General features: G+C 66.9%; 12 protein-coding genes and 1 pseudogene. 3 read left to right on the top strand and 10 right to left on the bottom strand.

Translation table 11 applies throughout. The annotated features are described in order from the left end of the window. Positions 1–265: 265 nt before the first annotated feature. Positions 266–1,909, top strand: coding sequence for a methyl-accepting chemotaxis protein (locus tag ABKF58_RS03260; RefSeq protein WP_482583360.1), 1,644 nt, complete (start codon positions 266–268; stop codon positions 1,907–1,909). A gap of 45 nt (positions 1,910–1,954) precedes the next feature. Here ABKF58_RS03260 and lnt read toward each other — a convergent pair whose 3' ends face one another. The 7 genes and pseudogenes from lnt to ABKF58_RS03225 form a co-directional block, all read right to left on the bottom strand. Further along, complete coding sequence (gene lnt / locus ABKF58_RS03255; RefSeq protein WP_482583359.1) at positions 1,955–3,448, bottom strand: apolipoprotein N-acyltransferase; 1,494 nt, start codon at positions 3,446–3,448, stop codon at positions 1,955–1,957. A gap of 3 nt (positions 3,449–3,451) precedes the next feature. Further along, a complete protein-coding gene (locus ABKF58_RS03250) occupies positions 3,452–4,303 on the bottom strand; it encodes an HlyC/CorC family transporter (protein WP_482583358.1) in 852 nt (283 codons plus the stop codon). Between the two features lie 4 nt (positions 4,304–4,307). After that, positions 4,308–4,814 (bottom strand): rRNA maturation RNase YbeY, encoded by a 507-nt coding sequence (ybeY, locus tag ABKF58_RS03245; RefSeq protein WP_482583357.1) that lies wholly within the window; start codon positions 4,812–4,814, stop codon positions 4,308–4,310. Next, positions 4,801–5,772 (bottom strand): PhoH family protein, encoded by a 972-nt coding sequence (locus ABKF58_RS03240; RefSeq protein WP_482583356.1) that lies wholly within the window; start codon positions 5,770–5,772, stop codon positions 4,801–4,803. Before ABKF58_RS03240 ends, ybeY begins: the two co-directional genes overlap by 14 nt. Before the next feature lie 21 nt (positions 5,773–5,793). Then, positions 5,794–6,090 (bottom strand): YciI family protein, encoded by a 297-nt coding sequence (locus tag ABKF58_RS03235; RefSeq protein WP_008955670.1) that lies wholly within the window; start codon positions 6,088–6,090, stop codon positions 5,794–5,796. Between the two features lie 64 nt (positions 6,091–6,154). Next, a pseudogene (gene miaB, locus ABKF58_RS03230) lies at positions 6,155–7,490 on the bottom strand (tRNA (N6-isopentenyl adenosine(37)-C2)-methylthiotransferase MiaB). A 23-nt stretch (positions 7,491–7,513) separates the two neighbouring features. Beyond that, a complete protein-coding gene (locus ABKF58_RS03225) occupies positions 7,514–7,876 on the bottom strand; it encodes a hypothetical protein (protein ID WP_014085770.1) in 363 nt (120 codons plus the stop codon). Positions 7,877–8,096: 220 nt separating this feature from the next. Here ABKF58_RS03225 and ABKF58_RS03220 point away from each other — a divergent pair, with 220 nt between their 5' ends. Together ABKF58_RS03220 and ABKF58_RS03215 are read left to right on the top strand one after the other, a co-directional pair. Further along, positions 8,097–9,629 carry a PAS domain-containing protein gene (locus tag ABKF58_RS03220; RefSeq protein ID WP_482583355.1) on the top strand — a complete coding sequence of 511 codons (1,533 nt, stop codon included), beginning with the start codon at positions 8,097–8,099 and terminating at the stop codon, positions 9,627–9,629. After that, complete coding sequence (locus ABKF58_RS03215; RefSeq protein ID WP_482584328.1) at positions 9,514–10,761, top strand: putative bifunctional diguanylate cyclase/phosphodiesterase; 1,248 nt, start codon at positions 9,514–9,516, stop codon at positions 10,759–10,761. Before ABKF58_RS03220 ends, ABKF58_RS03215 begins: the two co-directional genes overlap by 116 nt. Positions 10,762–10,787: 26 nt before the next feature. Here ABKF58_RS03215 and ABKF58_RS03210 read toward each other — a convergent pair whose 3' ends face one another. From ABKF58_RS03210 to antB, 3 genes are all read right to left on the bottom strand, one after another. Beyond that, entirely contained in the window at positions 10,788–11,798 is a 1,011-nt protein-coding gene (locus ABKF58_RS03210) for an AraC family transcriptional regulator (protein WP_008955674.1), read from the bottom strand. Between the two features lie 90 nt (positions 11,799–11,888). Further along, positions 11,889–12,920: an anthranilate 1,2-dioxygenase electron transfer component AntC gene (gene antC / locus ABKF58_RS03205; protein WP_482583354.1), complete on the bottom strand. Its 1,032-nt coding sequence runs from the start codon at positions 12,918–12,920 to the stop codon at positions 11,889–11,891. A 16-nt stretch (positions 12,921–12,936) separates the two neighbouring features. Beyond that, entirely contained in the window at positions 12,937–13,425 is a 489-nt protein-coding gene (gene antB, locus ABKF58_RS03200) for an anthranilate 1,2-dioxygenase small subunit (RefSeq protein ID WP_482583353.1), read from the bottom strand.

Raw genomic sequence — 13,425 nt, 5'->3', positions numbered from 1 at the left:
GGCGGTACCGGCAGGTACCAGGCGGCTCAAGAATCCTCCTGCCAGGCCGATCAAGAAGGGGAGGTGACGCTCTGGCGCCTCGTGGCCGGCTGTCCCTGATCCGGCTCCAGGTGGCTGACGAGTGGGGTACTAGGGTTTTTCCTGAGAGCCTATGCTGAAGGCTTAGTAGTATCCTGAGGGGGGCTGACTGCTGCCAGGCAGCCTCCGATGTACCCGGCGGCCAGGGTTGGCCGAAGCCGTGTGCCGGCATAACCAGGGGAGAACAATGAAACAAGCAAATCATGGCTGGAGTCTGCGGGCAAGGTTGCTGGGGCTGCTGGGCCTGGTGGCCGTGCTGGTCTGTGTGCAGGGTGGCTGGAGCCTGCTCAGTGAGCGTGACAGCCTGCTGCAGGATCGCAAGGACAAGGTGCGCAATCTGGTCGAGGCGACGGTGGCGGTGGTGGCCAACTACGAGCAGAAGGCTGCCAGCGGGGCGCTGAGCGAAGCGCAGGCCAAGGCGTTGGCGGCGGCGGCGCTCAATGCCATTCGCTACGATGGCAAGGAGTACTTCTTCGCTTACGACCAGAATATGGTGTACGTGGCGCATGGCGCGCGCCCCGACAAGATCGGCCAGAGCGCCCACGGCATGAAAACGCCGGAAGGCGTCGACCTGGCAGCGCTGTTTCTGAAAACCGTGCAGGAGGGGCAGGGCAAGGGTTTTGCGCCTTACGTCTGGGACAAGCCGGGCTCCACGACGCCGCAGCCGAAGATATCGTACCTGACGGTAACGCCGGGCTGGCACTGGATGATCGGCACCGGGCTGTACCTGGACGATCTCGACGCGGCCTTCCAGCGGGCGCTGCTGGGCCTGGTGTTGCGGGTCGGCGTGGTGCTGGCGTTGCTGCTCGGGGGCGGGCTGCTGCTGGTGCGCAGCGTGCTGCGTCAGCTCGGCGGCGAGCCGGCGGCGACCGCCGCCATCGTGCGCCGTATTGCCGACGGCCAGCTGGATGCCTCGATTGCGCTCGCTCCGGGCGACCGCGACAGCCTGCTGGCGGCGGTGGCCGACATGCAGTCGCAGTTGCGCCAGCTGGTGCAGCGGATTGCGGAAGGGGCCAATACCATGTCCGGCATGAGCTCCCGGATCGCCGGTAACGCCGAGTCGGTGGCGCAGTCCTCGGGGCAGCAGAGCGGCGCCGCGACGTCGATGGCGGCTTCGGTGCAGCAGATGACGGTGAGCATCAACCAGATTGCCGAGCATGCGCAGGACGCGCGCCAGCTATCGCAGGCTTCCGGCACGCTGTCGCGTGAGGGTGGGGAGGTGATCGCCAGCGCGGTGGGCGAGATGCAGCGCATCAACGAGTCGGTGGACCAGGCGGCGTCGAGCATCGGCGAGCTGGCCCAGAAGACCCAGACCATCTCCAGCATCATGCAGGTGATCAAGGATATTGCCGATCAGACCAATCTGCTGGCGCTCAACGCGGCGATCGAGGCCGCGCGTGCCGGGGAGAGCGGACGCGGTTTTGCCGTCGTGGCCGACGAGGTGCGCAAGCTGTCGGAGCGTACCGCCCAGGCTACCCAGGAAATTGCCGGCATGATCGATGAAATTCGCCTGACTTCGGATGCTTCGCACAGCACCATGGCCGAGGCGGTACTACGCGTGAAGAGCGGGTTGCAGCTGGCGGAGCAGGGCGGTGAGGCGATTGCGCGCATCCGCGACAGCGCCCAGCAGGTGGTGCTGGTGGTGAACGATATTTCGCACTCGCTGAAGGAGCAGAGCGAGGCGAGTCAGGGGATTGCCCGCCACGTCGACGATATCGCGCAGAGCGCGGCGGTCAATGCCGACGCCTCGCTGGCGGCGTCGCATGCGATCGAGGAACTGCATGCACTGGCCGATACCCTGCGCGATCAGGTGGCGCGGTTCCGCTGGTAAGCGCGCTAGTCGCTGCGAGTAGGCCCGGCCAATGCCGGGCCTTTTTCATGCCTGTTGCCCGCGCTGGCGACGCCCGATCAGGATGGCCAGCATCAGCAGCAGGGCGGCCAGCAGCAGGACCGGGCGGTTGCCGTACTGCATGTAGGGGGTCAGTCCAGTGCGTCCCTGTACCATGCCGGACAGCACCTGGCGCGTGAACGGGGCGGCAATCGAGCCGATTTCGCCATCGGCGTGGATGATCGCGGTCATGCCGGTGTTGGTGGCGCGCAGCATCGGCCGCCCGGTTTCCAGCGCCCGCGTCTGCGATAGCTGAAGATGCTGGCTGGCGGCGTCGCTCTGGCCGAACCAGGCCAGGTTGCTGACGTTGGCGAGCAGGGTGGCCTTGGCGGCCGGGCCGATCAGCTCCTCGCCGAAGCTGTCTTCGTAGCAGACGTTGAACGCCACCTGCTGGCCGGCCATGGCGATCGGCGGCTGGTCGGCGCCGCCGCGGCTGAAGCCGGAGAGTGGCATGTTCATGAAGCGGTAAATCCAGCTGGTGATGCCCGGCAGCGGGATGAACTCGCCGAACGGCACCAGATGGTTCTTGGCGTAGTACGGCAGCCCCGGCGTGGTCGGGGCGATGACGGCGTTGAGGTAGCCGCGGCCGTCGTCGGTGCGGCGCGGCACGCCGAAGGCCAGGGCCATTTGGTTGCGCTCGGCGGTGGCCGCGAGCAGGCCGAGGAAGCCGGGGGGCAGTTCGTCGAGGAACACGGGCAGGGCGGTTTCCGGCAGGATCATCAGGTCGGCGCGGGTGTTGGCGACCTGGCGATAGTAACTGGTGAGGGTGTATTCGTAGATCGCCGGATCCCACTTCAGGCTCTGCGGGATGTTGCCCTGGGCCAGCGCCACGCGCAGCGGTTTGCCCACGGGCCGGGTCCACTCGATCGCCTTGAGTTGCTGGCCGCCGGCCCAGCACGCGGCGATCGTCAGCAGCAGCGCCAGGCGCCAGCGGTTGGCGAGGCGGGGCAGCACGATCAGGGCGCCGGCGCTGAACGCCACCAGCAGGGTGACGCCGTAGACGCCGGACACGGCGGCGTAGCCCGCCAGCGGGCTCTCGGTAATCTGGGAGTAGCCGGCGGTGCCCCAGGGGAAGCCGGTGAGCATCCAGCCGCGCAGCCATTCGGCCAGGGTCCAAAGAGCCGGGAACAGCACCAGCCAGCGCATGGCGGGGCGGCGGTCGATGCGGCAGGCGAGCCACAGCGCGAGGCCGGGGTAGAGCGCGAGGTAGGCCGGCAGCAGCGCCGTCATCGGCGCGGCGAGCCAGAACGGCATGCCGGCGATGTCGTGCAGGCTGTAGTAGATCCAGTGGAAGTTGGCGGTGTAGGCGGCGACCCCCCAGCTGTAGCCGAGCCAGAAGGCGCGCTGGGGGCGGCGTTGGGCCAGTTCGGCGAGCGCCGCTAGGGCGAGCGGCATCAGCCAGAACAGGCGGTAGGGGGCGAAGGCGAACAGCGTGGCGGCGCCGGCGAGCGCGGCCACGAGCAGGAGCAGTAAGGTGCGCATGGGTCAGGGTGTGAGCGGCTGGTCCTGGGTTTGCAGGCGTTCGACCAGCAGGGTGTGCAGACGGCGGCCGTCGGTGCGGATCACGGTGAAGCGCAGGTCGTCGCTTTGCACCGTTTCGCCGCGTTTGGGCAGGTGGCCGAACAGCGAGATCACCAGGCCGCCGATGGTATCGACGTCGTTGTCGGCAAAACCGGTATCGAAGTAGTGGTTGAAGTCGGCGATCTCGGTCAGCGCCTTGACGCGGTAGCGTTGGCCACGCACCGGGATGATGTTGTCGGCGCTGTCGTCGTTGTCGTATTCGTCCTCGATGTCACCGACGATCTGTTCGATGACGTCTTCGATGGTGACAAGGCCGGCGACGCCGCCGTATTCGTCGACCACGATGGCCATGTGGTTGCGCGTGGTGCGGAAGTCGCGCAGCAGCAGGTTGAGCGGCTTGGATTCCGGGACGAACACCGCCTGGCGCAGGATGTCGGCCAGCTTGAAGGTGGCGGGCTGGTGGAAGTAGCGCAGCAGGTCCTTGGCGAGCAAGATGCCCTGCACGTCGTCCTTGTCGTCACCGATCACCGGGAAGCGCGAGTGCCCGGTCTCGATGACGAAGGGCAGCAGCTTCTCCACGGTTTCATCGTGCCGGACCACGTCCATCAGGCTGCGCGACACCATGACGTCGCGCACGGTCAGTTCGCTGACCGACAGCACGCCCTCGATCATGCCGAGTGCTTCGGCGTCGAGCAGGTCGCGCTCGAAGGCCGAGTGCAGCAATTCGACCAGTTCCTTGCGGTCTTCCGGCTCACGCAGCAGCAGCGTCGACAGGCGCTCCAGCCAACCGGGTCTGCTCTTGCTGGAATCGTCCATGGTGTCAGGTTTTCTCCGCCGCGTAGGGGTCCGGATATCCTAGCTTGGCGAGAATGGCGGTTTCAAGCGCCTCCATGACCTCGGCCTCGTCGTCGTCTTCGTGGTCGTAGCCCTGCAGGTGCAGCATGCCGTGCACCGTGAGGTGGGCGTAGTGGGCCGCGAGCGGGGTGTCCTGTTCGGCGGCTTCGCGTGCCACCACCGGCACGCACAGCACCAGGTCGCCGAACAAGGGCATGCCGGGGAGGGTTTCGCCTTCGTTGAGGGCGAAGCTCAGCACGTTGGTGGCGTAGTCCTTGCCGCGGTAGTCGCGGTTGAGGGCGCGGCCTTCCTCGCTCTCGACCAGCAGCAGGCTGATCTGCGCTTTCTGCACGTCGGCCTGCAAGGCGGCGCGGGCCCAGCGTTGCAGGTCGGCGGCGCGGGGCAGGTCGGCGGCGTCGCTGCGGATATCCAGCGTCAATTCCAGGCGTTCGGCCAACCTTTGTCGCAGCGGGGTGCGCTTAGCTCTTTTCATCGGACTTGCTTTGCGTGAGTTCTTTCAGTTGATGGGCGTCGTAGGCGTCGACGATTTTCTGCACCAGCGGGTGGCGCACCACGTCATCGCTCTGGAAGTGATGGAAGTGGATGCCGCGCACGTGGCTCAGGATGCGCTCGACCTCGACCAGGCCGCTTTTCTGGTGGCGTGCCGGGTCGATCTGGGTGATGTCGCCGGTGATCACCGCCTTGGAGCCGAAGCCGATGCGCGTCAGGAACATCTTCATCTGTTCCGGCGTGGTGTTCTGTGCCTCGTCGAGGATGATGAAGGCGCTGTTCAGCGTGCGGCCGCGCATGTAGGCGAGCGGGGCGATCTCGATCAGGTTCTTCTCGAACAGCCGGGTCACCTTGTCGAAGCCCATCAGGTCGTAGAGCGCGTCGTACAGCGGGCGCAGGTAGGGGTCGACCTTCTGCGCCAGGTCGCCGGGCAAAAAGCCCAGCTTCTCGCCGGCCTCGACCGCCGGGCGCACCAGCACGATGCGCTTGATGGCGTCACGCTCCATGGCGTCCACCGCGCAGGCGACGGCGAGGTAGGTCTTGCCGGTGCCGGCCGGGCCGATGCCGAAGGTGATGTCGTGCTGCTGGATGGCCTTGATGTAGCTGTTCTGGCGCGGCGTGCGGCCGCGCAGGTCGCCACGGCGCGTCGCCAGCACCGGCGCTTCTTCTTCCGGCGTGGCGGCATGCTGGCGAACCTCGACCAGGCCAAGCTGGATGTCGTCGATCGACAGCTCCTGTTTTTCGGCCTGCAGGTAGAAACGGGTCAGTGCGGTGGCGGCATCCGCGGCGCGCGAGCCGCGGATGCGGAAGCCCTCGCCGCGGCGCTGGATCACCACGTCCAGCCCGGTTTCGATCTGCTTGAGGTTTTCGTCGAGCGGGCCGCACAGGCGCGCCAGGCGTTCGTTGTCGATGGGGTTGAAGCTTAGCTGTTCGGTTTGCAAGGGGGATCGGCTCCGCGGCGTTCAGCCGGGCAGGGGCTCGCGCAAGGCGTCGAGGTCTGCCGCGGTCAGGGTCGGAATGAATTCGGTGATGTCGTACTGGGCCAGGCCGGCCTGCGCGAACGGGTCTTCGGCCAACCTTTGTTCCAGCGCGGCCCGTTCACCGCGCGCCAGGATCACGCCGCCGTTGCGCGGCACCTTGCGCCCCGAGGCCAGGAAGGCGCCGTCGGCGTAGCCGCGTTGCAGCCAGGCGACGTGGGCGTCGAGCAGGGCGTCGACGGCGGAGAGCGGGGCGGTGTAGCTGAGGGAGACGATGAACATGGTTGGCCGAAGCGTGAATGGTATGGTTTAAGGATACGCCCGGCATGGGCCGGGCGGAACTCCTTCAGACGGTTTCGGTGGTCACGATTTCGCCCGCCAGCGAGTGCGGGCGCGCCTCGGTGATGCGCACCTCGATCATCTGGTTCAACAGGCGCGGGTTGCCGATGAAGTTGACGACGCGGTTGTTCATGGTGCGTGCCGCCAGCATGTTCGGGTCCTTCTTCGACACCGCTTCGACCAGCACCCGTTGCACCGTGCCGACCATGCTCTGGTTGATGGCGAAGCCCTTGGCCTCGATCACCTCGTTCAAGGCTTCGAGACGGCGCACCTTCTCTTCGTGCGGCGTGTCGTCCGGCAGATTGGCGGCCGGGGTGCCGGGACGCGGGCTGTAGATGAACACGAAGCTGAAGTCGAACTCGAGGTCCTTGACCAGCTTGAGCGTGGAGTTGAAGTCTTCCTCGGTCTCGCCGGGGAAGCCGACGATGAAGTCGGACGACAGGCACAGGTCGGGGCGGATGGCGCGCAGCTTGCGGATGATCGACTTGTATTCCAGCGCGGTGTAGCCGCGCTTCATCGCCATCAGCACGCGGTCGCAGCCGCTTTGCACCGGCAGGTGCAGGTGCGACACGAGCTTGGGCAGCTTGGCGTAGCAGTCGATGATGCGCTGGCTGAATTCGCGCGGGTGGCTGGTGGTGAAGCGGATGCGCTCCACGCCCGGCACTTCGTGCACGTATTCCAGCAGCAGCGCGAAGTCGGCGATCTCACCGTCGGCCATCAGGCCGCGGTAGGCGTTGACGTTCTGCCCCAGCAGGGTGATTTCCTTGACGCCCTGGGCGGCGAGGCCGGCGATTTCGGTCAGCACGTCGTCGAACGGGCGCGATACTTCCTCGCCGCGGGTGTACGGCACCACGCAGAACGAGCAGTACTTGGAGCAGCCTTCCATGATCGAGACGAAGGCGGCGCCGCCGTCGACCTTGGCGGGCGGGATGTGGTCGAACTTCTCGATCTCGGGGAAGGAGATGTCGACCTGGGCCGCGCCGCTGTCCTGCTTGGCGCGGATCAGCTCGGGCAGGCGGTGCAGGGTCTGCGGGCCGAACACCACGTCCACGTAGGGCGCGCGCTTGACGATGGTGTCGCCTTCCTGCGACGCCACGCAGCCGCCGACGCCGATGATCAGATCGGGCACTGGCGTCCTTCAGCGGACGGATGCGGCCGAGATCGGAGAACACCTTTTCCTGCGCCTTTTCGCGCACGCTACAGGTGTTGAACAGAATGACGTCGGCCTCTTCGGGGTTGTCCGTCTTGACCATGCCTTCGGCGTCACCGAGCACGTCGACCATCTTGTCGGAGTCGTACTCGTTCATCTGGCAGCCGAAGGTCTTGATATATACCTTCTTCATGGCAACAGCGATTCCAGCTAGGGTTATGGCCGGGCCAGGGTGCGCAGATCGTCGTCCGTCAGTACCCAGATCCGGTTGATGGCGCCTGACATATCGACCGTCACCCCCACGCGCCGGCCCACCAGTCCCGGCAGCTGGCCGGTCAGCAGGAAGCGGTTGTTCTCGTCGAGGATGCGTACGCCGGGCGCCAGCGGATAGGCGGTGCCGGACGGGATGAAGAGTCCGGTGAGTGCCTGCAGCCAGGAGCGCTCGGCCGCGAAGCTGATCTGCGCGCTGTCGGCGGCGTTGATTTCTCCGACTTGCAGGGTGGCGGGCAGCACGCGGCCGGCCAGGGCGCTCTGGGCGCACAGCAGGGTGACGAGGAGGGCGAGGAGTCGTGTTTTCATAGGCAAATGAACATGTTGCGCGAGTCTACCATAGACTCCCCGGAGGGAGGCGCCGGCCCGTGGCAAAGCGGGGTTTTTCCTGTCGGTCAGGATGGTTGCCGCTCGCGCCGCAACGGCAAGAGCAGCGCGCCGGCGGGCTTGTCCCATTATAATGCCAAGTACATGACGCGCCGGGATAGGGCTGGCGCGTTCCCCCTATCCTTCCCCGACCTGGAGCCCCATGACTCACCAGCGCCAAGCGCTGCGCCTGTCCGGTACGTTCGCCCTGGCGGGCGTGCTGTGGATCGTGCTCAGCGACCGTTTCCTGGCCTCGCTGCCGGTCAGCACGCAGACCCTGATGATGCTGCAGACCTACAAGGGGATGGGCTTCGTCGCCGGCATCTCGCTGCTGCTCTACTACCTGGTGCGGCGTGCCTTGAAGTCGCAGGCACAGCTGCTGGTCCAGCTGCGGCGCAACCAGGCGCTGTTCCAGGAGGCGCAGCTGAGCGCGCAGCTGGGCAGCTGGGAATACGACAGCGCGCGCCGCGAGTTCCTCTGGAGCGGCGCCGCCCGGCAGCTGCTGGGGCTGCCCGCCAGCGAGACGCGCACGGAGCGCGGCACCCTGCTGCAGCGGGTGGCGGCGGGCGATCGCGCGCGGGTCGCGACGGTGCTCGATGCGATGTTGGCCGAAGGCAGCGGCAGCGTCGAGTTCTGCCGTGCCGGCACCGGCGCGGCGCCGGTGTGGCTGCGGCTGCACTACCAGGTGCATCTCGACGAGGAGGCGCCCGGCCTGGTGCTGGGGGTGCTGCAGGACATCAGCGTCCAGAAGGCGCAGGACGACGCCTTGCGCGAGCGCGAGCAGCTGTTTCGCGGCACCTTCGAGCAGGCGGCGGTGGGGATCGCCCACCTCGGGCTCGACGGCCACTGGATCCGCGTCAACCAGCGCTTGTGCGACATCCTCGGCTACTCGCGCGAAGAGCTGCTGCGGCTGACCCTTCAGGACATCACCCATCCCGCCGACCAGGACAGCGATCTGGCGATGACGCGACGCCTGCTCGGTGGCGAGGTTCCCAGTTTTTCCATCGAGAAACGCTATCGGCAGCGGCGCGGCCAACTGGTCTGGGCTAATCTCACCGCGGCGCTGATGCGCGATGAAGGCGGGCGGCCTGAATATTTCATCTTGGTGGTGGAGGACATCTCGGCGCGCAAGCAATCGGAAGAGGCCCAGCAGCTTGCGCTGACGGTGTTCGACAGCATGCTCGAGGGCGTGATCATTACCGACCACCATCGCCGCATCCTGGCGGTGAACGCCGCCTTTGGCGAGATCACCCGCTACCCGGTGGAGGCCCTGCGGGGACGGACGCCGCCCTTGTGGCGCACCGCGCACCAGGATGCCGCGTTCTACCGCCGCATCTGGCGGCAGCTGCTCGCGAGCGGGCGCTGGGAGGGGGAGCTCTGGCATCGCAAGCGGGACGGCACGCCGTTTCCGCTGTGGCTGTCGATCAGCTGCGTGCGCGACGAGCAGGGCCGGCCGCGCCAGTACGTCTTCGTGTTCAATGACATCAGCCAGCTCAAGGACAGCCAGGAGCAGCTGGAGCGCACTGGCGCATTACGATCCCCTCACCGGGCTGCCCAATCGTCACCTGGCGCTGGCCCGGCTGGAGCACGCCCTGGAGCGGGCCCGGCGTCATGCCTTCCCGCTCGCGGTGATGTTCATCGATCTCGACCGCTTCAAGACCATCAACGACAGCCTCGGGCATCAGGCGGGCGATGAGCTGCTGGTGGCCATCGCGCAGCGCCTGCATCAGCGGCTGCGTCAGGAGGATACGCTGGCGCGCCTGGGGGGCGACGAGTTCCTGGTGGTGATCGAGGAGGCGCCGGTGCAGCAGGTCGCCAGCATTGCGCACGCCTTGCTCAAGGTGGTCGATCAGCCTTTCAACTTCTCCGGCGGGGGCGAGGCCTACGTCGGCGCCAGCATCGGCATCAGCCTCTACCCCGGCGACGGGCGCAGCGCCAGCGAGCTGATCCGCAACGCCGATGCCGCGATGTACCTGGCCAAGGCCCAGGGCAGCAACGCGTACCGCTTCTACACCGAGTCGCTGACGCGCGCCGCCAACGAGCGACTGAGCATGGAAACCAGCCTGCGCCGGGCGCTGCGGCGCGAGGAGTTCGTGCTGCACTACCAGCCCCTGGTCGAGCTGGCGAGCGGCAGGGTGCTGGGGGCCGAGGTGCTGGTGCGCTGGCAGCCGCCGGGGGCGGCGCTGGTGCCGCCGTCGCGCTTCATCCCGCTGGCCGAGGAGACCGGGTTGATCGTCCCGCTCGGCGACTGGGTGTTGCACGAGGCGTGCCGCCAGGGCAAAGCCTGGCTCGACGCCGGGCTGCCGCTGCTGCTGGCGGTCAACCTCTCGCCGCGGCAGTTCCTGCGTCACGATCTGGTCGGCCAGGTGCGCAAGGCGCTGCAGGGCAGCGGGCTGCCGCCGGCGCAACTGGAACTGGAGCTGACCGAGGGGGCGCTGATGGAACAGGCCGAGCAGGCAGTGAAGACGCTGAATGCGCTCAAGCGCCTCGGGGTGAGCCTGGCCATCGACGACTTCGGCACCGGCTACTCCTCGCTGGCCTACCTCAAGCGTTTCCCGCTCGACAAGCTGAAGATCGATCGCAGCTTCGTGCGCGACCTGCCGCGCGACAGCAGCGATGCCGAGATCGTCACCACCATCATCGCCATGGTGCGCAACCTCAAGCTCGAGGCGTTGGCCGAAGGGGTGGAAACGCCGCAACAGCTGGCGTTCCTGCGCCAGCTGGGGTGCGACAGCGGCCAGGGCTACCTGTTCAGCCCGCCGCTGCCGGCGGAGGCGTTCGAGCGCTGGCTGCGCGATGGCCGCGGTGTGATCGCGCCGCCGCCCTGAGGCGGGGAGGGGGCGGCCGGGTGGCGCTAGCGCCGCCCGATGCGGCTCAAGGTCTGCGACGGCGTTTCGTCGAACAGTTTCCGGTAGTCGCTGGAGAAGCGTCCCAGGTGGGTGAAGCCCCAGCTCATGGCGATGCTGGAGATATTGCGGCCGGAGCGGTCCGCCAGGATGTCGCGCCGCACCGCCTCGAGCCGGAATTGCTTGAGATAGGCGATCGGCGCCAGGCCGAAATGGCGCTTGAAGCCCTCGAACAGCTTGAAGCGCGACACGCCCGCCACGCGCTCGATGTCCTCCAGGTTCAAGTCCTCGTGCGCGTTTTCGTGGATGTATTGCCGGGCGCGCGTCAGATAGTGCGGACAGGACGGCGCCAGCATGCTGGCCAGTTCGTCCGAGTAGTTGTGCGGCTGCGACAGCAGCAGCCCCTTGATCAGGGCGTGCTCCAGGTCGTTCGCCATGTAGAGGTGGCTGAACAGCTTGCCAGTGCGCTCCATCTCGCTCAGCAGGTATTTGACCATGCGCCACCAGGCGGCCTGATCGCCGCTATGGGCATCCATGCCTGCCTGGAAGGTCAGCGGGGCATCGAGCGGGCGTTGCAGCAGGTTTTCCAGCACCTTGCGCAGGGCCGGGCGCGGGATGGCCACCAGGATCTTGCGGCAGTTGCCGGCGATGGTGAGGGCCTGGTTTTCATGCGGCTGCAAGATCAGGCCGTTGTTGCTGTCGGACAGCAGCAGGCGGCCTTCCGCCGACAGTTCCTGCTCGCCCACCAGCGGCAGGCTGATGCTGTAGCAGTTGAGCGGGGTATCCTCGCGCACGACCACGGTGACGTCGGTGCCGTACTCGACATAACCGAGCGAGGTGGCCATCGAGCGCAGCACGTTGCCGGCGTGGTGAAACTGCAGCCGTTGCGGGCAGCTCACTTCCAGCCCGTGCGGGCCGCAGATGCCGGCCATCCAGTCGCGCGCGCCGTCCAGGTCGTTACGCAGCGCGTGTATGCCAAGACAATCGCACTCGGCTTGCGTTTGCTTCTGTTCGCTCATGGCCACCCTCCGCCTACGCCTAGCATAGGGAATTTGGACGCAATTTCATAGACTTGGGCCGTACCCGCCAGGACGGGCACGGCCAGGGTGTCAGCGGCTGGTGTTGCTGTCGCTGAACTTCTCGTAGTAGAGGCGGGCGTCTGCCAGGCCCTGCGCGTCCAGCCACTGCTTGATCGCCTCGACCATCGGCGGCGGGCCGCACAGGTACATGTCGAAGGGGCGGGCGGCCAGCCAGCGGCGGTCGAGATGCTCGGGGATCAGCCCGGTCTTGCCCGCCCACTCTGGCGAGGGGTTCATCACCACGATCTGGTACGAGAAATCGGCGATGCGCTCGGCGTAGCCCGCCAGTCGTTCCAGTTCGCACAGGTCGCGCGCGTTGCTCACGCCGTAGTAGAGCCGCACCGGCTGGCCGCAGCCGCCCTGTTCGGCCAACTCGTCGAGCATGCCGAGGAAGGCCGACAGCCCGGTGCCGCCGGCCACCATCACCAGCGGCCGCTCCACCTGGCGCAGGTAGAAGGCGCCCAGCGGGGCTTCGAATTCGATGGTCTGGCCCGGTTGGCAGCGCTCGCGCAGGTAGTCGCTCATCGCGCCGTTGGGCAAGAGGCGGATCAGGAACTGCAGCTGGTTGCGCGGGTTGGGGCGGTTGGCGAACGAGTACGAGCGCCAGGCGCCGCTGCCCGGCACCTGCAGCCGCGCGTACTGGCCGGGCAGGAAGTCCAATTGCTGCGGGTAGGCGCTGGCGTCCAGGTGCAGGATCGCGGTGGTCTCGGACACCTGCCGTACCCCGCTCACGTTGGCCGAAAGCAGGCGGGTGCCGCCGGCGTGGCACAGGCTGGAGTTGAAATCGAAGTAGAACGAGGCGTCCGACTGCACCCGCGTCTGGCAGGTCAGCACCTTGCGGGCGGCGAGATCCGCCGCCGACAGGGTCTCCTCATCGACGTAGTCCTGGCTGTAGCGGCCTGCTTCGCAGCGGCCCTGGCAGGTGCCGCACACGCCTTCGCGGCAGTCGAGCGGGATGTTCACCCCGTGGCGCAGCGCGGCGTCGAGCAGAACTTCGTTGGGCCGGACGTCGAAGAACAGCGTTTTGCCGTCGGCAAAACTGAAGGCGACTTTGTGGCTCATGGCAGGGTCCTCCCGCTTACAGATGGTAGAAATCCAGCACCGCGTTGATGGTGTCGTTGAGCAGCAGCACGTGTTTCCGGACGATCTTCCAGCTCTCGCCCTCGGGGCGCAGCCGGTAGGTGACGCGGCCGAAGAAGTGCTCGGCGACGCCGTGGCGGCTATAGAAGGTGGTCCAGTTGGCCTTGACCTCGAGCTGGCCGTCCGGATGCTCGTCGATACGCACGTTACTGATCTGGTGCAGGGTGCGCGGCAGCGGCGTGGAAGCGGCCGACTTGCCGGTGCGCAGGCGGAACACGCGGTCTTCCAGGCCGGAGCGGTTACGGTAATAGATCAGCGACATGCCGCGCTTGGGGTCGGTGGTGTACTCGTGTTCGGAGTCCCACTGCGGCACGTGGAATTCGCTGTCTTCATCGAACAGATCGAGGTAGGCGTCCCAGTCCTGCGCGTCGCACAACTCGGCCTTGCGGTAAAGGAACTGTTCGATCGCATGCTGTCGTTGGCTCAT

This window comes from Pseudogulbenkiania sp. AW2-16 (genome assembly GCF_056824575.1).
This window is presented reverse-complemented; position numbering and strand designations above follow the sequence as displayed.

Excerpts from the sequence above, each read along its gene's own strand:
- ABKF58_RS03260 (WP_482583360.1), top strand. The coding sequence starts at position 266 with ATGAAACAAGCAAATCATGGCTGGAGTCTGCGGGCAAGGTTGCTGGGG.
- lnt (WP_482583359.1), bottom strand. The coding sequence starts at position 3,448 with ATGCGCACCTTACTGCTCCTGCTCGTGGCCGCGCTCGCCGGCGCCGCC.
- ABKF58_RS03250 (WP_482583358.1), bottom strand. The coding sequence starts at position 4,303 with ATGGACGATTCCAGCAAGAGCAGACCCGGTTGGCTGGAGCGCCTGTCG.
- ybeY (WP_482583357.1), bottom strand. The coding sequence starts at position 4,814 with ATGAAAAGAGCTAAGCGCACCCCGCTGCGACAAAGGTTGGCCGAACGC.
- ABKF58_RS03235 (WP_008955670.1), bottom strand. The coding sequence starts at position 6,090 with ATGTTCATCGTCTCCCTCAGCTACACCGCCCCGCTCTCCGCCGTCGAC.
- ABKF58_RS03225 (WP_014085770.1), bottom strand. The coding sequence starts at position 7,876 with ATGAAAACACGACTCCTCGCCCTCCTCGTCACCCTGCTGTGCGCCCAG.
- ABKF58_RS03220 (WP_482583355.1), top strand. The coding sequence starts at position 8,097 with ATGACTCACCAGCGCCAAGCGCTGCGCCTGTCCGGTACGTTCGCCCTG.
- ABKF58_RS03210 (WP_008955674.1), bottom strand. The coding sequence starts at position 11,798 with ATGAGCGAACAGAAGCAAACGCAAGCCGAGTGCGATTGTCTTGGCATA.
- antC (WP_482583354.1), bottom strand. The coding sequence starts at position 12,920 with ATGAGCCACAAAGTCGCCTTCAGTTTTGCCGACGGCAAAACGCTGTTC.
- antB (WP_482583353.1), bottom strand. The coding sequence starts at position 13,425 with ATGAGCCAACGACAGCATGCGATCGAACAGTTCCTTTACCGCAAGGCC.